Here is a 16533-nt window from a genome sequence, read left to right on the forward strand (position 1 = left end):
AGGAGGACCGCGGTGGTGTGTGTTTCCATGCCGTACGAAGGAGTCGCGCGGTGACCGCCGAGCGTCGGGCCGCGGCGGACAGCCATGATGTGATCCAGGTCCGCGGCGCCAGGGAGAACAACCTGGCCGACATCTCCGTCGACATCCCCAAACGCCGGCTCAGTGTGTTCACCGGCGTCTCCGGGTCCGGCAAGTCCTCGCTGGTCTTCGGCACGATCGCCGCGGAGTCACAGCGGTTGATCAACGAGACCTACACCGCGTTCGTCCAGTCGTTCATGCCGAACGTCGGCCGCCCTGATGTCGACGCCCTGCACAACCTCAGCGCGGCGATCGTGGTCGACCAGGAACGCATGGGCGCCAACTCACGTTCGACGGTCGGCACGGCGACCGACGCCCACACGATGCTGCGGATCATCTTCAGCCGACTGGGCGACCCGCACATCGGCACCTCTGGCGCGTTCAGTTTCAACCTGCCCGACGGCATGTGCCCCGAGTGTGAAGGCATCGGCCGGGTGTCCGCGATCGACATCAACGAGCTCGTCGACGTCGAACGTACGCTCAACGAGGGCGCGATCACCGCGCCGAACTTCCAGGTGGGCTCGTGGTACTGGCAGACGCTCGCCCACTCCGGCTTCGTCGATCCCGACATCAAGCTGAAGGACTACACCCCGCAGCAGTGGGAGGACTTCCTCCACAAGCCCGCCACCAAGGTCAACAACGGCACCTTCAACACCACGTACGAAGGCCTTGTCGTCAAGGTGCAGCGGCTCTACCTCTCCAAGGAACGCGAGTCGATGCAGGCCCACATCCGGGCGTTCGTCGACCGGATTGCCACGTTCGACACCTGCGGCGGATGCAAGGGCGCCAGGCTCAATCCAGCGGCGCTCTCGTCGAGGATCAACGGACTCAACATCGCCGAGTGCTCCGCCATGCAGATCAGTGACCTGGCGGAGTTCGTCCGCGGCGTCACCGACGAGTCGGTGGGCCCGTTGATGTCGACCCTGCGCGAGACTCTCGACTCGCTGGTCGAGATCGGCCTCGGCTACCTGAGTCTGGACCGGGAGTCCGGCACGCTGTCCGGCGGTGAGGCGCAGCGGGTGAAGATGGTCCGGCATCTCGGGTCCAGCCTGACCGACGCCACGTACGTGTTCGACGAACCCACGATCGGGCTGCACCCGCACGACATCGCACGGATGAACGACCTGCTGCTCCGGCTGCGCGACAAGGGCAACACCGTGCTGGTCGTCGAGCACAAGCCCGAGGTGATCCAGATCGCCGACTACGTGGTCGACCTGGGCCCTGGCGCTGGTGCGGCGGGTGGGCAGGTGTGCTTCACCGGCGATGTCGCCGGACTCCGGAGATCGGGGACGCTGACCGGGCAGTACCTCGACCATCGGGTACGCCTGCGCGAGAAGCCACGCCAGTCGCTTGGGCAGCTGTCCATCAGGGGCGCCACCCTGCACAACCTGCGGGACGTCGACGTCGACATCCCGCTCGGCGTCATGACCGTGGTCACCGGCGTCGCCGGATCCGGCAAGAGTTCGCTGATCCACGGCTCCCTGGTCCAGGGTTCACAGCCCGGCCGTGAGGGCGTGGCAGTCGTCGACCAGTCCGCGATCCGCGGGTCGAGGCGCAGCAACCCGGCCACCTACACCGGGGTGCTCGATCCCATCCGCACCTCCTTCGCCAGGGCCAACGGGGTCAAGGCGGCGCTGTTCAGCGCGAACTCCGAGGGCGCCTGCCAGACCTGCAAGGGAATCGGGCTCGTCTACACCGACCTGGCCATGATGGCCGGCGTGGCGTCGACCTGTGAGAAGTGCCAGGGCAAGCGGTTCACTCCGGAGGTCCTCACCTACAAGCTGCACGGCAAGGACATCAGCGAGGTCCTGGCGATGTCGGTGACCGAGGCGCGGGAGTTCTTCGCCAGCGGCGCTCGACAGGCGCGGGTCATTCTCGAGCGCCTCTCCGACGTGGGCCTGGGCTACCTCAGCCTCGGCCAGCCACTGACCACGCTCTCCGGAGGCGAGCGGCAGCGGCTCAAGCTGGCCATCCAGATGGCGGAGAAGGCGACGACGTACGTCCTCGACGAACCGACCACCGGCCTGCACCTGGCCGATGTCGACCAGCTCCTGGCGTTGCTGGACCGGCTTGTCGAGGACGGCAACACCGTCATCGTCATCGAGCACCACCAGGCGGTGATGGCGCACGCCGACTGGCTCATCGACCTCGGCCCTGGCGCGGGCCACGACGGCGGTCGGGTGGTGTTCGCAGGAACCCCCGCCGATCTCGTCGCACAGGGCGACTCGCTCACCGCCCAGCACCTGCGTACCTATCTCGACCTTGTGGCCACCACGTAGTGCCCGGTTGCCCAGGGTGGGTGGGCGGCGACCGGCTGTCCACACGCCGTCGTGTTCGCGTGCGCGTGCGTAGGCGACCGCACGTAGGTCTGGCGCGGTGTGCGGGCTCCGATCAGGGGCGGCGGCTCGCAAGGACGCAGAACTCGTTCCCCTCTGGGTCGGCAAGCGTGACCCAGCTCTCATCGCCGGTTTGGCCGACGTCGGCGTGTCGAGCACCTAGGTCGAGCAGGCGACGGACCTCCTCGTCCTGCTCCCTGTCGGTGGGGTTCACGTCGAGGTGGAGCCTGTTCTTGCTGGTCTTGCCCTCGGGCACGCGCGCGAATGTCAATGTCGGCGGCACTGGACCAGGGTGGTTGGTGGCGTCAGGCACCGTAGCGGGGCCAATAGCGACAATGCCGTCGTCTTCGTCTTGCACCTCGTAGTCAAGGACCGCGCACCAGAACCGGGCCAGACCGTTCGGATCGGCACAGTCGATCGCAAGCTCGGTGAACTTACTGGTCATGTCAGGACCTCCCAGGTCACGTAACGGCTCCGCCAATGAGACTTCTAGCCTCGGGAGGCTAGATGGCCCGGTATTGGTCGCGGATCCCAGGGAGTTGCTGGAAGCCAGCTGAGGAGTAGGTGGCGACGGCACCGACATTGGAGCTCGCGGTGCAGACGATCGCGCTCGACGAGCCCAGCTCCTGGAGTGCGGCCGCCGCGGCGACGGTGATCGCCTTGCCGTAGCCCTGACCGCGATGTTCCCGGTGCACGCCCATCGGCTCGAGCAACCCGGGCTTCCCCGGACCGGCCGACCACACCGTCACCGCGGCAACCGCGTTGCCCCGGTCGTCGTACGCGACCAGACACCGGGCGTCGGCGTACGGCAACCCGGCCGCCATCGCGTGCCAGCGCTCGTCCGTGAACGTCGACCTGTCGAACGACGCCCGCTGTACGGCGGCCCGCACGTGCGCCTGCTCCGGCCCGACCACCTCGATCCGCACGTCTGGGTCCTCCACCGGCCGCGTGAGGTCGCGGCGCAGCGGTGTCCGCGGCTCGTCGGAGTTCCAGCCGGCTTCGAACAACAGATCTTGGACCAGTGCGCCCAGTGGCGCTTCGACGTTGACGGTCCCCTCTCCCAGTACGCCGCACCCCGGCTCGGTCACGTCCCGGGCCAGCTGTTGCGCCAGTTCCCCGTCCCGCCGAGCGTCTGGCGCGATCGTCAGCCGCAACAGCTGGGGACCGTCAAGCAGCCCGACGGCGAGAATCTGCCCGTCCCGGCTCCAGGTCCGGACCGCCGCGGCCGTCGCCTCTGCGCCGAACCGCCAGAACCAGCCCAGGTCGCCCGGATGCAGTTGCATCGGCGCCCCGTCGTCCTGCCACTCCCGCAGCACGCCCACAGCCTCGCTCAGCCCGTCGACTCTCGGCTCGTCCCGCACAATCGCCATCCGCCGATCACACACCACCGGCTCGACAGTCCGCGCCTGGTTTCGGCCGTCCGGCGTGGTGTGGTCGGGCTCAGAGCGCCAGCCGTGCCGGCTCGAAGCCCTGGCGTTGGCGCAGCACGCTGCTGGGGTAAGGGCGGCCAGCTTGTGTCGCAAGCGGTTCGCTAGCCGGACGTCGCGTCGCGTTCGTTTCTTTGGGCGAGGCTCTGGGCTTGCCCTGCGTGTATGTCGCTTACCCATTCCCAGCCGGGCTTGGCCGATGGGCCGATCCGCGGGTCATCGGGAGCATGGCCGTCACGCAGGGCTTGCACGTACGCGCGGTCCTGTTCGATCCGTGCGCGTACCTGATCAGCTCCGACGACGGACCCATGACCGGGGATGAGGACATGGACGTCGTCCGCCACGTCCTCGAGCAGCCGCAGCCCAACGAGGTAGTCCTCGATCGGGTCATTGGTGCTGTTGAAGTCGTCGAGCATCGGAATGAAGACATCGGACAGCATGTCGCCGGCGACAAGAACACCGCGTTCCTCGATCAACAGTGCCGCATGGCCCGGGGCATGCGCCGGATGCTCGATGATCCGGACTCGAGGGCCATCCCAAGGAACCTGCGCAGTTTCGGCAGGCAGAGCGGTGATGAGGCCGAACGGGTCCAGCGGTATCTCCTCGGCGATTTCCGGCGGTAACCCGTCGGCGACGCGGGCCTTCCAGTCCGCGTTCGACCGCAGATCTCGCATATGAGCCGCGCAGCGGGCTGTGCCGTATCGGGGCGCTTCGCCGAGTTCGGCGTGCCAGAGCACGTGATCCCAGTCAGGATGCGTCGAGAAGCCTGCCGCGACGGTCTGGCGCCACTCGCGAAGGTCGTTCGCGAGGCAGGTCATTTCATCGCCTGTTATCCCGGGGTCGATGAGTAACACGCCGGCCCTGCCCTGCACGACAACGGTGTTGTTCTGGAGCAACTCGCTCTGGTGGACCAACACACCTTCCGCAACCTGCGTCAGCATGGGGCTCCTTCCGCTTGTGCTTCCTGGTGTCGATCCTCACGCATGTGGGTTGATCTCGGCTGTGGTGAGGTCGGCGAGTCGTTGTGCGGTGTTGAAGTGGGGGGTGAGCCGGTTCTTGGTCAGGGCGAAGGAGGTGCCGGTGGCGGTGTCGGCGTAGACGTAGCTTCCGCCACCACCGACCCAGCCGAACGTGGTAGGTGTCTGTTCCGTGCGAGTACCGATCCGGCCGAGCGGATAGCCCGGGGCCAGCCGCGCATGGTTACCGAAGACCTTGGGTCGATCACTCAACATGAGAGAGATATGCCTGCCGCGGCGTGCAGGCCCGCTTGGGTCACAGGTCGCCGGTCAGTACGGCTTTGCCGGTCTCGCCCTCGAAGGGCACTGAGGCGTGCTCGTGGACGATCTTCCAGCTGTCGTCGAGTTTGCGGAGACAGCTGGTCGCGCGTACCCACATGCCGACTTCGGTGCCGTCGAGCATCGTGCCGCTGATCCGGACCAGGAAGTGGCAGAAGGCGAGGTCGGCGTTCGCCGTGATCGTCAGGTCGCGGATCTCGTGGCCGATGCCGGTGCGGTACGCCGCGAGCCACTCCCGCTTTCGCGCTGTCGACTCGGCGCCACGATGGGCGAAGGGGGCGACGGCATCGAACACCACGACATCGGCGTCGTTCGCGGCGGCCAGCGTGGTGGCGTCCTTGCCGGCAAGTGCCTGCGTGCGGGTCTCGAACAGCTCGCGGATCTCGGCTTCGGCGTTCGGGTCGTTCGTTCTGTGCATGGGGGACACTCCCTTCAGGACTGGCCGAGTTCGCGGCCGAGTGCGTCGAGCCAGTCGCCGGTGCCTTGTTGGCGCCACTCGGGCTGTTCCTGGTCGTCGAGGAAGGTGTCCTGTTCGGTGAGCACCAGGTGCGTGCCGGTGCCGTTGGAGACGAACTCCACGGTGGTCACCGACACGGTCGCCAGCACACCGCGGCCGTACAGCAGGGTGGTGTAGACGATGCGCTCGTCGGTCAGGATGTCGCGGTAGACCGACTCGGCGACGATCTCTGCGCCGTCGTCGGTGCGTCCGTGGGCGGCCTCGGCGCCACCGACGCGGAAGTCGAGGGTGTAGTCGGCGTCGTCGGCAGCGAACCACTTCGCCTTCGTGTCGCGATCGGCCCAGGCCGCGAAGACCTGTGCGGGCGAGGCGGAGTAGGTCCGCTCCAGCGTGAACGTGCTGTGTTTCACCGAGTGCTCGGTCATGATCTGGGCTCCTTCGAGGGGTCGTCCGGGGGTGTGGTGGTCGTGGTGTGGTCGGCCGCGCTCTCGCCGAGGACGTCGCCGAGGCGATCGAGGCGGTGCTCCCATGTCGTTCGCTGGAGGCGCAGCCACTCCTCGGCGCGCCGCAGGCCTGATGGATCGATCTGGCAGGTGCGGACGCGTCCGGCCTTCTCCGATCGGACCAGCTCGCTCGTCTGGAGTACCTGCAGGTGCTGGACCGTGGCCGCGACCGTCACGCCGAGGAGGCGCGCCAGCTCACTCACCGTCGCCGGGCCGCGGGTCAGGCGCTGGATGATCGCCCGGCGGTTGGCCTCGGCGAGAGCGTGGAACACCCGATCCGCGGCCGCCGACTCATGGTTAAGCATGCACTTAACCGTAGGGGTGACCCTCCAGAAAGTCAAGTCTTCGCTTAAGCTTTTGCTTTCGGCTCGACTGGGCACGGACTTCAGTCGCGGGCATCGGTGTCCGGCCATCGCCCCCTCGAGGTAGGCCTGCCGTGGCGTGAGGTCGCCGAGGGTCCGGGTGGCCGGATCGTGTTGTAGAGCTGGCGGTTCCTACGTGGGGTCACGCCAGAAAGCTTGGCGCAGTAGAGATTGACACCATCGAACGTACGTTCGATGATGGAGTGGTGGCTGGTTCTGCGCAGGGACGCACCCTCGACGTCGTACGCACGTCGGCAAGCCAGCCTGCCGTGGCCGAACGCACCGGATCGAAACCCGGCATCGCGGACCACAGTCGGGCGAGGCGCAACCGTGCGGCGGTGGTGGAGGAGCTGCGGGCCGAGCTCGCGGCCCGCCCGGCGACTGCCACGGGATCCGGCCGGGCGGTGCCCACCCTCCCCGCGCTCCCGGCCTTCGGCGACCTGCTGCCAGAGCGGGGACTTCGCCGGGGCGCGAGCTATTCGGTCCAGCGTTCGGCGATGCTCACCATGGCGCTCCTGGCCGGAGCGTCCCGGGCGGGCTCCTGGTGCGGGATGGTCGGGATGCCCGGTTTCGGCGCGGAAGCCGCGGCCGGGCTGGGCATCGACCTCACCCGGGTCATCCTGGTCCCGGCGCCGGGACGACAGTGGCTCAACGTTGTCGCGACCCTGGTCGACGTCCTCGACCTCGTGGTCGTCCGCCCACCTGCCCGCCCCTACGACGCGGAGACGCAGCGGCTGGCCGCCCGAGTACGCGAACGCGGCGCCGTCCTTCTCGTCCAACGCCCGGACTGGCCGGGATGCGAACTGCGGATGGCGATCACGTCGAGCACCTGGCACGGCCTCGGCGCCGGGCACGGGCACCTGACGTCTCGCGAGGTGACCGTCGAGGCGACGGGGCGGGGCACCGGCGGGCGACGTCGTACGACCCGGTTGTGGCTGCCCGACCGCGCCGGGGACGTCCGCGTCGCCGGACCGGCGGATCGCGCCGACCTCGCTCCGCTCACCGAGCTTGCTGAGCTTCCCGACCTTGCTGACCGTCCCGGTCGCACCAGCCTCCCTGGCCGCCGGTGGGAGCGCGCGGGATGAACGCCGTACGCACGATCGTCGTCTGGTTCCCCGACTGGCCGGTGACTGCTGCCGGGCGAGACGCCGGGCAACCACCGGACGCTCCCCTCGCGGTCCTCGACAAGGGGCAGATCTTCGCCTGTTCGCACGCCGCGCGCGCGCATGGCGTAAGACGCGGGCTGCGGGTCCGCGAGGCGCAGGCGCGGTGCCCTGACCTGGTGACGTTGGCGTACGACCCGGCTGTCGACGCCCGGGAGTTCGAACCGGTCGTCGCCGCGATCGAGGCCCTCGCCCCTGGCGTCGAGGTCATCCGACCAGGGCGGTGCGCGCTCGCGGCCAAGGGGCCGAGCCGCTACTACGGCGATACGTTCGGGCAGATCCTGCGTACGCACCTCGAGGAGGCCGGCCACAGCTGCGTGATCGGGATCGCGGACGGGCCGTTCGCGGCGGAGCAGGCGGCGCGGCTGGCCGAACGCTCCGGCGAACGGGAGCTGGCCTTCCCGCCCGGGGAGTCCGCCCGCTGCCTCGCCTCGCTCCCGGTCGACACACTCGACCGGCCCGAGCTCGTCGACCTGCTGCGCCGGTTGGGTATTCGTACGTTGGGTGCGTTCGCCGCGCTGCCCGCCCGACAGGTGCTGGCCCGGTTCGGCAACGACGGTGTCGCCGCGCACCGGCTCGCCGCCGGCCGTGACGACCGACCGCTGGCGACGCGGCGGCCGCCGCCCGAGCTGGCGACGGACGCCGCGTTCGAGCCGCCGGTCGAGCGGGTCGACCAGGTGGCGTTCGCGATCCGCGGCACCGCCGAACGCCTGGTCGCCGGGCTCGCCGAACGCGATCTGGTCTGCACCTGTCTCCGGGTCGAGATCGACACCGAACGCGACGAACCGCGCAGCCGGCAGTGGCGGCATCCGCGGTGGTTCAGCGCGGCCGATGTCGTCGACCGGGTGCGCTGGCAACTGCAAGGGACCAGCACTCGTGCGTCCGACACCTCGGCCGCGACGTCGGTAGGCGGAACATCGGTGGGTGGCGGCTCGACCGGCGCAACCGGCTCGGATGGATCGGATGGATCGAGCGGATCGGGTGGCGGCTCGGGCGATGGCAGACCAACCGAGGAACTGACCTCCGGTGTCGTACGCGTCCGGCTGATTCCCGACGACGTGGCCCCAACCGGGGCGTACCAGGACGGTCTGTGGGGCGACCAGGCACCCGACGAACGCATCCACCGCGCCTTCACCCGGGTGCAGAGCCAACTCGGGCACGAAGCGGTGGTGACCGTCGTTCTGTCAGGAGGGCGGGCACCGGCCGAACGCATGACGTTGGTGCCGTGGGGCGACGACATCGCACCTGCCCGCCCGACCGGGCAACCGTGGCCGGGGCATCTCCCGCCTCCTGCCCCGACCACGGTCCTGGCCACGCCCGAACCCGTGCGGGTCCTCGGTGCGACCGGCCACCTGGTCGAGATCAGCGAACGCGGTGCCTTGTCGGAGGACTGCCGCCTGCTCGAGCGGGACAGCTCTGACAACTCGGTCATCACGGGCTGGGCGGGTCCCTGGCCGGTCGACGAGCGCTGGTGGGATCCGGTGGCGGCCAGCCGCTGCGCGCGATTCCAGGTCGCATGCGCTGACGGGCGGGCGTTCGTCCTCCGGTACGAAGCCGGCACCAGGTCCACCGCCGACCCCCTCGCCAACAGCATCAGCAGCGTCTCTGGCTTCAACGGCCATTCTCCCGACGGGACCACTTCCTCTGGGAACAATGCCAGCAGCATCCCTGACGCTGACGCCCGCTCCAGCACCGGAAAACCCAGTGCGGGCACGAGCGCTCGGGGTACCACGGCCTCCCACGTGCAGGACGCTGAAACCGGCCGATGGTGGATCGAGGCCTGCTATGACTGAGCTCCTCCTTCTCTCCACCTCGCGCGCCGCTCATGATCATGCGTCACTTTCAGGGCTTTTTCGGCGTGAAGAAGCCCTGTTTCTCACGCATGATCATGAAGCCGCCCCCGGATTCACCGGCCGACCCATCCGAGGGCGGCACTGATGGGCTGGGACAACCCGCAGGTCCCGTGGTCAGAGCTCGAACGCAAGCTCTCCGGCCGGCGACGCCCCGGTGGTCCGCCACCACACGCCGACGGCGGCGACAGCCCGGCGTGGACCTCCGTACGTCCGCCGTATGATCCGCCGCCCGAGGACCGTCCGCAACGCCCCGACGGCCCGGTCGTTCCGTACGCCGAACTCCACTGTCATTCCAACTTCAGCTTCCTCGACGGTGCGAGCCATCCCGAGGAACTCGTCGAGACCGCCGTCGCGCTGGGCCTCCAGGCGCTCGCACTCACCGACCACGACGGTCTTTACGGTGTCGTACGCATGGCCGAGGCCGCCGAGCTCGCAGGCTACGACCTCGCCACCGTCTTCGGCGCCGAGCTCTCCCTCGAGCTTTCCCAACCGCAGAACGGCATTGCAGACCCGGAGGGCAGCCACCTCCTGGTGCTGGCGCGCGGCGAGGAGGGTTATCACCGGTTGGCCGGCGCCATCACCGAGGCGCAGCTGCGCGGTGGAGAGAAGGGACGCCCCACCTACGACCTCGAGGACCTCGCGGCGCGCGCGGACGGCGAGTGGGTGATCCTCACCGGCTGCCGCAAGGGCCTGGTCCCACGCGCCCTCGAGCACGGCCCCGCCTCCCTCAGCAACACCCGCACCCTCAGCAACACCGGCACCCTCGGCACCCTCAGCGTCCATGCCGGCAGAAGCCGAGGCCACGCCGACGGCATGACCGCCGCCGACCGCGAACTCGACCGGCTCATCACGTTGTTCGGCCGCGACAACGTAGTCGTCGAACTCATCGACCACGGCTATCCGCTCGACACCGACCGCAACGACGCCTTGACGGAGCTGGCGAAGGCCCGGCGGCTTCCCGTCATCGCCACCAACAACGTGCACTTCGCCACTCCCGACCGGCGTCCACTCGCGACCGCCCTCGCCGCCGTACGCGCCCGCCGCAGCCTCGACGAGATCGACGGCTGGCTGCCCGCCGCCGGCACCGCGTTCCTGCGGTCGGGTGCGGAGATGGCCGAGCGGTTCGCCCGCTATCCCGGCGCGGTTGCCCGCACGGTCGACTACGCCAACCAGCTGGCATTCCCACTGCGCAGGGCGAAACCGAGACTCCCCAAACAGAACGTCCCTGACGGCCACACACCGATGAGCTGGCTCCGCAAGCTCGTCTTCGACGGCGCCGACGAAATGTATGGTTCGTACGTCGGTAAAGCCCGCGACGACGCCTACGCCCGGTTGGAAAAAGAGCTCCAGGTCATCGCCGAGAAGGATTTCCCCGGCTACTTTCTCATCGTCCACGACATCGTGACCTTCGCCCGAGAGCGCGGAATTCTCTGCCAGGGCAGGGGATCCGCCGCCAACTCCGCCGTGTGTTACGTGCTCGGCATCACCGCGGTCGACGCGATCTTCTACAACCTTCCGTTCGAACGGTTCCTCTCCGCCACCCGCGAGGAAGAGCCTGACATCGACGTCGACTTCGACTCCGACCGGCGCGAGGAGGTCATCCAACACGTCTACGAAAAGTACGGCAGGCGCAACGCGGCACAGGTCGCCAACGTCATCACCTACCGGCCGAAGATGGCGGTCCGCGACATGGCCAAGGCGTTGGGCCACAGCACCGGACAGCAGGACGCCTGGTCCAAACAGGTCGACGCCTGGGGCAGCGGTGTGGCGACGGTCGAGACCGACGTACCGCCCGCCGTGGTGCAACTCGCCGAACCCCTGCTGAGATTTCCGCGACACCTCGGCATCCACTCCGGCGGCATGGTGCTCACCGAACGCCCGGTCGGCGAAGTCTGCCCGATCGAGCACGGACGCATGAAGGATCGCACGGTTCTGCAATGGGACAAGGACGACTGCGCATGGATGGGCCTTGTCAAGTTCGACCTGCTCGGCCTCGGCATGCTCGCCGTCCTGAAATACACGATGGACGACATCGAGGCACACCTGGGCGAACACTGGGAGCTCGCGACGATTCCCAAGGAGGAGCCGAGCGTCTACGACATGCTGTGCCGCGCCGATTCGGTCGGGGTGTTCCAGGTGGAGAGCCGGGCGCAGATGGCCACCCTGCCCCGGCTACGGCCGCGACGGTTCTACGACCTCGTCATCGAGATCGCGCTGATCCGGCCCGGGCCGATCCAGGGCGGCGCGGTCCATCCGTACATCCGGCGCAAGCTCGGTCAGGAGCCACCCACCCCACCCCATCCGAGCCTGGCGCCGGCGCTCGAACGTACCCTCGGCGTTCCGCTCTTCCAGGAGCAACTCATGCAGATCGCCATGGAAGTGGGCGGCTGCAGCGGCGACGACGCCGACCTGTTGCGCCGGGCGATGGGATCCAAACGTGGGTTGGAAAAGATCTCCTCACTCAAGGAGAAGCTCTACAACGGGATGGCCGTGCGGGGAATCACCGGCGAAACCGCCGACATGCTGTACGAAAAGATCGAGGCGTTCGCGAACTTCGGATTCGCTGAAAGTCATTCGATCAGTTTCGCGTTGCTCGTCTATGCGAGTGCGTGGTTCAAGCTGCATTATCCGGCGATCTTCCTGGCGGCGTTGTTGCGGGCGCAGCCGATGGGTTTCTATTCGCCGCAGAGCCTCGTGACCGATGCCCGCCGGCACGGTGTGGAGGTGCGCCACCCCGATCTGCACGCCTCCGGCGTCCATCCCGTGATGGAGCGGCTCGGCGAGCGAGTGAGCAGAATGGTCCGCGAGGAACGAGCGGCCCACGGAGCGAACGAGGAGCCGAACGCGACCATAAGCATGGAGCGGCTCGGCGAGCGCATCGCGACCGGTGACCCGGCATGTCTGTCCGACCACCAGCCGCCCACCGGGCCCTTCGATCCTGACGCTCCCGCCGACGACGCCAAGCATCGCCGCGACGGGAGGTTCGCCGTACGCCTGGGTCTCGCGGGGGTGAAATCGATCGGCGAGGATCTCGCCACGCGCATCGTCACCGAACGCGACGCCCACGGGCCCTACGCCGACCAGGCCGACCTCGCTCGCCGGGTGGGGCTCACCTCCGCCCAGATGGAGGCGTTGTCCACCGCGGGGGCGTTCGGATGCTTCCAGCTCAGCCGCCGGCAGGCGCTGTGGATCGCGGGCAGTGCCGCGCAGGAACGCCCCGACCATCTGGCTGCCGACTCCGCGTCGATCCCGGAGCAGGTGCCGCTCCTGCCGGACATGAATCCCGCCGAACGCGTGATGGCCGACCTGTGGGCGACCGGGATCTCCCCCGACGACTACCCGACCCGGCATGTACGCGACAAGCTGGAGGCGCTGGGAGTCGTCCCCGCTGACCGGCTCGCCACCTACGACAACGGGCGCCGGATCCTGGTCGGTGGCGTCGTCATCCACCGACAACGTCCTGCCACAGCCGGGGGCGTGACGTTCCTCAACCTCGAGGACGAGACCGGGATGGTCAACGTCATCTGCCCCAAGGTGGTGTGGGACCGCTTCCGCCGGATCGCCCGCGACTCACCCGCCCTGCTCATCAGGGGCCGACTCGAACGCGCCCAGGGCGTCACCAACATCGTTGCCGAGAAGTTCGCCCCGCTACCGCTCACGATTCGTACCATGTCCCGCGACTTCCACTGAGGGGCGCCTTGTGGGTTTGTTCCGGTCGGCGTCGCCGACCTCCCCCGGTGTACCGGTACGCCGACCCCGGCGAGGTGGACGAGACCGTGCAGCGCAGCGTCGACCATGGCCTACTGAGCCGGGCCCCGGCCGGCGAGATCACCGCGACCGAGCGGGGACAGGCGTTTCTGCGCGACCTGTTCGCCCTGCACGCACGGGTGCTGACCGAGCGGTGGGGGCAGGAGCAGAACGGTCCGGTCGAACGGCTCAACACCCTGGTGGCCCGAATCCTCGCCCAGGCGACTGCGACCAGCGGCGACGCCTGGGCGGTGCACGCGCCGCCCTTCGAACCGAGGGACACGCCGTCACCCGTGCTGCTGCTCAACCGGCTGTCGATGTTGCGGATCCACCGCGCCGACGCACACGCAGCCGCCTGGCAGCGATCAGGGCTCTCGGCCGCGGAGATGGTCGCGATGCCGTGGGGCAGCACGTGGAGCCCGCAGCGACAGGCGGTTGAGGACGAGACCAACCGGCGCGCCGCATCGCCGTACGCCGTCCTCACCCCGGACGAACGCCTGACCATGCTGGCGGACCTGGCCATGCTCCCGTGACGCGGGCAATCTCAGTCACCGCTACCACTGCTGGCCCGGGCACCCAACGCGCCGGCCACGGCGTCGCGGATCGCCGCGTCGGACGGCATCGGGACCCCCGTGCGCTCGGCCAGGCGCCGCAGCGACGTCATCGTCACGTCCTGCAGCCCACACACCGTGAACTGGTCGAACACCCGCATGTCCGGGTCGACGTTCAGCGCGAATCCATGGCTCGTGACGCCGCCCCGGATCCGCATGCCGATCGACGCGACCTTGTGGTGTTCTGGCGTCCAGACGCCGACGAGGCTCGCTGCCCCGGGCGGGGTGTCGCGCCGCATCGTCGCGAACCCGAGCTCGCCGAGCGCCGCCACGAGTCCGTTCTCCAGCCAGCGGACGATGTCGACCGGGCCGCGTTCTCGCAGGTTCACCACCACGTAGCCGATCAGCTGGCCGGGCCCGTGGTAGGTCGCGTACCCACCCCGGTCCACCTGCACCGTCGGCACGCCGGCCGCAGCGGGCGGCAGGTCCTCGAGTGGCGTCCGCGGACCGTACGTGATCACCGGCGGATGGCTCAGCAGAAAGAGTCGGTCACCGACCACGCCGCGCTGGCGTTCGTCGACCCAGCCGGCCATCTGGCGGACGGCCTCCGGATAAGGAACCTCGCCCAGGTCGACCCGTTGCAGCAGCGACATCCTTCATCCTTCGCGCGTGAGAGGCTCCTTCGCACGAGGGACGGGCTCGAGCGGACCTTCTCGGTAAACACGTGTCGCCGTGAGGCTACCCGTCGAGAGACGCGCCTCTCCCCAGGTCAGCCCTCCAGGATTTCCGGGCCATCCAGGGTCAGCGACGGTGGTGAGCCAGGGTTGAGCCGCACACGTACGCGTCGCAACACGTCGGCGAGCCGGCGGACCTCCAGTTCCCGGGGCGGTCCGCCGGCCGCGGCGCCTGCCGTGACTCGCTCGGTCGAGGTGAACGCCATCAACAGCGAGCGTCCCTCGGAATCGGTCACGATCGGGATCTGGCCACGGGCTCCGCGAAGGGCGGGGATCACGAGGGTGGCCTGGCGTAGGGCAACCAGCAGGTCGGACGTCGGCCCGTACTCGGCGACGGCCAACTCGAGAGCGCGTTCGACCTGGTTGACCGGCACCGGAAAGCCACGCCGGCGAGGCCCGGGTCGGTACTTGCCGTTCGGACGGTATCCGTCGCGGAGAATCTGACCCGCTCGGTTGGTGGGAAACGCACCCTCGATGCCCCACGCCGGTACAGCGCCGTCTGGGTCGAAATCCGGGTCGATCACGTACACCCACTGGCCCGGGTTCGCCCACGCAACCTCGCGCATGCCCTCGGTGATCCGCGGGACTTCCCTGCGAGCGTCGTCCATCGCTTGTTTCTCCAGACGGCCAATGAGCCTGGTCCTCCGTGCGGGCCTTCACAGTGCCTGCGGCCCGGGACGCATCCCCTACGGCTCAATCCTCGGCGCGATCTGACGGGCGTTCGGTCGAGGTCGAAATCCTCACGGCCTTCCTCACATCGCTTGAGCATTGCCGACATAACGGACATGCGATATCGACGCAGAACACTACCTTCCACCGGGTCGACCTTCCACACCGTCGTCCATCGAGGGCGAGCCGCTCGCGCGCCCACAGCGGCCGACTTCCCACTCGCCGCGGGCCGCTCGGCACGTTCGCACGCCGACCTCCTCTGCACCGGTGGGGCCGGCACTCGCACGACGGGACCTGGCAGGATCGGCGCCATGCCTTCGGTCCCGTTCGACGCGGTGCTGTGCGATCTCGACGGTGTGGTCCGGCTTTGGGACCCCGATGCGATGAACCGGATCGACCGTACGCACGGACTACCGCCGGGCACCCTCGCCGCCACCGCCTTCGCGCCCGCACGCCTGCAACCAGCGGTGACCGGTCAGGTGACCGACACCGAGTGGCGGGCCGCGATCGTCGCCGACCTCGCTTCGGCGTACGGGTCACCGCAAGAGGCGCAGGCCATGGTGGACGCCTGGTCCGCGCTCATCGGCGCTGTCGACCGGGACATGCTCGAACTCCTGGCCACGGTCCGCCAGCACGTGCCGGTGGTCCTGGTGTCCAACGCGACGACCCGCCTGGAGGACGACCTTGACCGGCTCGGCATCGCCGACGCCGTCGATGCGGTCGTCAACACCTCACGCATCGGCGTCGCCAAGCCCGCCGCCGAGGTCTACCGCCACGCCGCCGGCCTGGTGGGCGCCGATATGTCGCGCTGCCTGTTCGTCGACGACACGCCAGGCCACGTGGACGGTGCCCGAGCGGCAGGAATGGTGGGCGTCCACTTCGACGGCCTCGACGCCCTCCGAAGTGTCCTCTCGCCACTGTGGTCCGCCGCGGCCTCCGGCTAGTCCGGCGCACTCCGACGTGGTTGCCGGCGTACGCGGACCACATGGGCGTCGAGGTCGACGTCGAACGGCGGGTCGCCACTCGGGCGTACGACCTTGCGCACGGTCTCCTGCTCCATCTCCCGCTTCACCAACCGGGCGGTCGGATCGAACAGCTGGGAGATCTCGAGGCTCATCCCCCCGCTGCTCTTCGTCCGGCGGTAGTAGATCCATCGCCGGCGTTCCATCCAGAGCAGGCCACGATCGAGGACGAACAGCGCAACGGCAACCGCCCCGGCGATGAGGGCGACCTTCACACCAGCGCTTCCCACGACCTCCCCAACGAACGGTGGACGAGCCTGGTTTCGCAACCCCAGCGGCTGCCGGTCAACCGGCGTGGCGTGGCGTGGCGCGCGCCGAACAGGCCCGGCGGCTGCT

Annotated in this window: 15 protein-coding genes and 1 pseudogene; 6 read left to right on the forward strand and 10 right to left on the reverse strand. The window is 68.8% G+C overall.

Translation table 11 applies throughout. The annotated features are described in order from the left end of the window. The first annotated feature begins 50 nt into the window (after nucleotides 1–50). Entirely contained in the window at nucleotides 51–2357 is a 2307-nt protein-coding gene (locus ABNF93_RS13715) for an ATP-binding cassette domain-containing protein (RefSeq protein ID WP_349328365.1), read from the forward strand. Nucleotides 2358–2469: 112 nt separating this feature from the next. Here the strand turns inward: ABNF93_RS13715 and ABNF93_RS13720 are convergent, their stop codons facing one another. The 7 genes and pseudogenes from ABNF93_RS13720 to ABNF93_RS13750 form a co-directional block, all read right to left on the reverse strand. Beyond that, entirely contained in the window at nucleotides 2470–2859 is a 390-nt protein-coding gene (locus ABNF93_RS13720; RefSeq protein WP_349328366.1) for a VOC family protein, read from the reverse strand. Between the two features lie 58 nt (nucleotides 2860–2917). Beyond that, on the reverse strand, nucleotides 2918–3784 hold the full coding sequence (locus tag ABNF93_RS13725; RefSeq protein WP_349328367.1) for a GNAT family N-acetyltransferase: 867 nt from the start codon (nucleotides 3782–3784) through the stop codon (nucleotides 2918–2920). A gap of 161 nt (nucleotides 3785–3945) precedes the next feature. Then, nucleotides 3946–4782 (reverse strand): MBL fold metallo-hydrolase, encoded by an 837-nt coding sequence (locus ABNF93_RS13730; RefSeq protein ID WP_349328368.1) that lies wholly within the window; start codon nucleotides 4780–4782, stop codon nucleotides 3946–3948. A 36-nt stretch (nucleotides 4783–4818) separates the two neighbouring features. Continuing rightward, nucleotides 4819–5085 (reverse strand): annotated as a pseudogene (locus ABNF93_RS13735) (hypothetical protein); the annotation flags it as partial. Between the two features lie 28 nt (nucleotides 5086–5113). Continuing rightward, nucleotides 5114–5554 (reverse strand): YybH family protein, encoded by a 441-nt coding sequence (locus tag ABNF93_RS13740; protein ID WP_349328369.1) that lies wholly within the window; start codon nucleotides 5552–5554, stop codon nucleotides 5114–5116. A 14-nt stretch (nucleotides 5555–5568) separates the two neighbouring features. Continuing rightward, on the reverse strand, nucleotides 5569–6018 hold the full coding sequence (locus ABNF93_RS13745; RefSeq protein ID WP_349328370.1) for an SRPBCC domain-containing protein: 450 nt from the start codon (nucleotides 6016–6018) through the stop codon (nucleotides 5569–5571). Further along, the gene (locus ABNF93_RS13750; RefSeq protein ID WP_349328371.1) at nucleotides 6015–6401 is read right to left on the reverse strand and encodes an ArsR/SmtB family transcription factor; all 387 of its coding nucleotides are present in this window, start codon (nucleotides 6399–6401) and stop codon (nucleotides 6015–6017) included. The genes ABNF93_RS13745 and ABNF93_RS13750 overlap by 4 nt, the downstream gene beginning before the upstream one ends. A gap of 263 nt (nucleotides 6402–6664) precedes the next feature. Between ABNF93_RS13750 and imuA' the strand changes: the two genes are divergently transcribed. The 4 genes from imuA' (at nucleotide 6665) to ABNF93_RS13770 (ending at nucleotide 13754) form a co-directional block, all read left to right on the forward strand. Continuing rightward, nucleotides 6665–7543: a DnaE2-dependent mutagenesis accessory factor ImuA' gene (gene imuA' / locus ABNF93_RS13755; protein ID WP_349328372.1), complete on the forward strand. Its 879-nt coding sequence runs from the start codon at nucleotides 6665–6667 to the stop codon at nucleotides 7541–7543. Then, nucleotides 7540–9414, forward strand: coding sequence for a DNA polymerase Y family protein (locus ABNF93_RS13760; RefSeq protein WP_349328373.1), 1875 nt, complete (start codon nucleotides 7540–7542; stop codon nucleotides 9412–9414). Before imuA' ends, ABNF93_RS13760 begins: the two co-directional genes overlap by 4 nt. Nucleotides 9415–9558: 144 nt before the next feature. Then, nucleotides 9559–13164, forward strand: a complete 3606-nt coding sequence (locus tag ABNF93_RS13765) for an error-prone DNA polymerase (RefSeq protein ID WP_349328374.1) — start codon at nucleotides 9559–9561, stop codon at nucleotides 13162–13164. A 47-nt stretch (nucleotides 13165–13211) separates the two neighbouring features. Beyond that, nucleotides 13212–13754 carry a hypothetical protein gene (locus ABNF93_RS13770; RefSeq protein ID WP_349328375.1) on the forward strand — a complete coding sequence of 181 codons (543 nt, stop codon included), beginning with the start codon at nucleotides 13212–13214 and terminating at the stop codon, nucleotides 13752–13754. Nucleotides 13755–13765: 11 nt separating this feature from the next. Here the strand turns inward: ABNF93_RS13770 and lipB are convergent, their stop codons facing one another. Together lipB and ABNF93_RS13780 are read right to left on the reverse strand one after the other, a co-directional pair. After that, nucleotides 13766–14425 (reverse strand): lipoyl(octanoyl) transferase LipB, encoded by a 660-nt coding sequence (gene lipB / locus ABNF93_RS13775; RefSeq protein WP_349328376.1) that lies wholly within the window; start codon nucleotides 14423–14425, stop codon nucleotides 13766–13768. Between the two features lie 116 nt (nucleotides 14426–14541). Further along, the gene (locus tag ABNF93_RS13780) at nucleotides 14542–15114 is read right to left on the reverse strand and encodes a type VII secretion system-associated protein (protein ID WP_349328377.1); all 573 of its coding nucleotides are present in this window, start codon (nucleotides 15112–15114) and stop codon (nucleotides 14542–14544) included. Between the two features lie 372 nt (nucleotides 15115–15486). On the opposite strand from ABNF93_RS13780, the gene ABNF93_RS13785 reads away from it, so the two are divergent. Next, nucleotides 15487–16119: an HAD family hydrolase gene (locus ABNF93_RS13785; RefSeq protein WP_349328378.1), complete on the forward strand. Its 633-nt coding sequence runs from the start codon at nucleotides 15487–15489 to the stop codon at nucleotides 16117–16119. On the opposite strand, the gene ABNF93_RS13790 is transcribed toward ABNF93_RS13785, so the two are convergent. Beyond that, the gene (locus tag ABNF93_RS13790) at nucleotides 16116–16427 is read right to left on the reverse strand and encodes a hypothetical protein (RefSeq protein WP_349328379.1); all 312 of its coding nucleotides are present in this window, start codon (nucleotides 16425–16427) and stop codon (nucleotides 16116–16118) included. The genes ABNF93_RS13785 and ABNF93_RS13790 overlap by 4 nt on opposite strands. Nucleotides 16428–16533 lie beyond the last annotated feature (106 nt).

Source organism: Actinopolymorpha sp. B9G3, from assembly GCF_040120725.1.
In the GTDB taxonomy this organism is placed as follows: Bacteria; Actinomycetota; Actinomycetes; order Propionibacteriales; family Actinopolymorphaceae; genus Thermasporomyces.

Bases quoted from the DNA above. Each gene is read 5' to 3' on its own strand.
- ABNF93_RS13725 (WP_349328367.1), bottom strand. From the start codon at position 3,784: ATGGCGATTGTGCGGGACGAGCCGAGAGTCGACGGGCTGAGCGAGGCT.
- lipB (WP_349328376.1), bottom strand. From the start codon at position 14,425: ATGTCGCTGCTGCAACGGGTCGACCTGGGCGAGGTTCCTTATCCGGAG.
- ABNF93_RS13745 (WP_349328370.1), bottom strand. From the start codon at position 6,018: ATGACCGAGCACTCGGTGAAACACAGCACGTTCACGCTGGAGCGGACC.
- ABNF93_RS13785 (WP_349328378.1), top strand. From the start codon at position 15,487: ATGCCTTCGGTCCCGTTCGACGCGGTGCTGTGCGATCTCGACGGTGTG.
- ABNF93_RS13765 (WP_349328374.1), top strand. From the start codon at position 9,559: ATGGGCTGGGACAACCCGCAGGTCCCGTGGTCAGAGCTCGAACGCAAG.
- ABNF93_RS13780 (WP_349328377.1), bottom strand. From the start codon at position 15,114: ATGGACGACGCTCGCAGGGAAGTCCCGCGGATCACCGAGGGCATGCGC.
- ABNF93_RS13730 (WP_349328368.1), bottom strand. From the start codon at position 4,782: ATGCTGACGCAGGTTGCGGAAGGTGTGTTGGTCCACCAGAGCGAGTTG.
- ABNF93_RS13720 (WP_349328366.1), bottom strand. From the start codon at position 2,859: ATGACCAGTAAGTTCACCGAGCTTGCGATCGACTGTGCCGATCCGAAC.
- ABNF93_RS13760 (WP_349328373.1), top strand. From the start codon at position 7,540: ATGAACGCCGTACGCACGATCGTCGTCTGGTTCCCCGACTGGCCGGTG.
- ABNF93_RS13750 (WP_349328371.1), bottom strand. From the start codon at position 6,401: ATGCTTAACCATGAGTCGGCGGCCGCGGATCGGGTGTTCCACGCTCTC.
- ABNF93_RS13740 (WP_349328369.1), bottom strand. From the start codon at position 5,554: ATGCACAGAACGAACGACCCGAACGCCGAAGCCGAGATCCGCGAGCTG.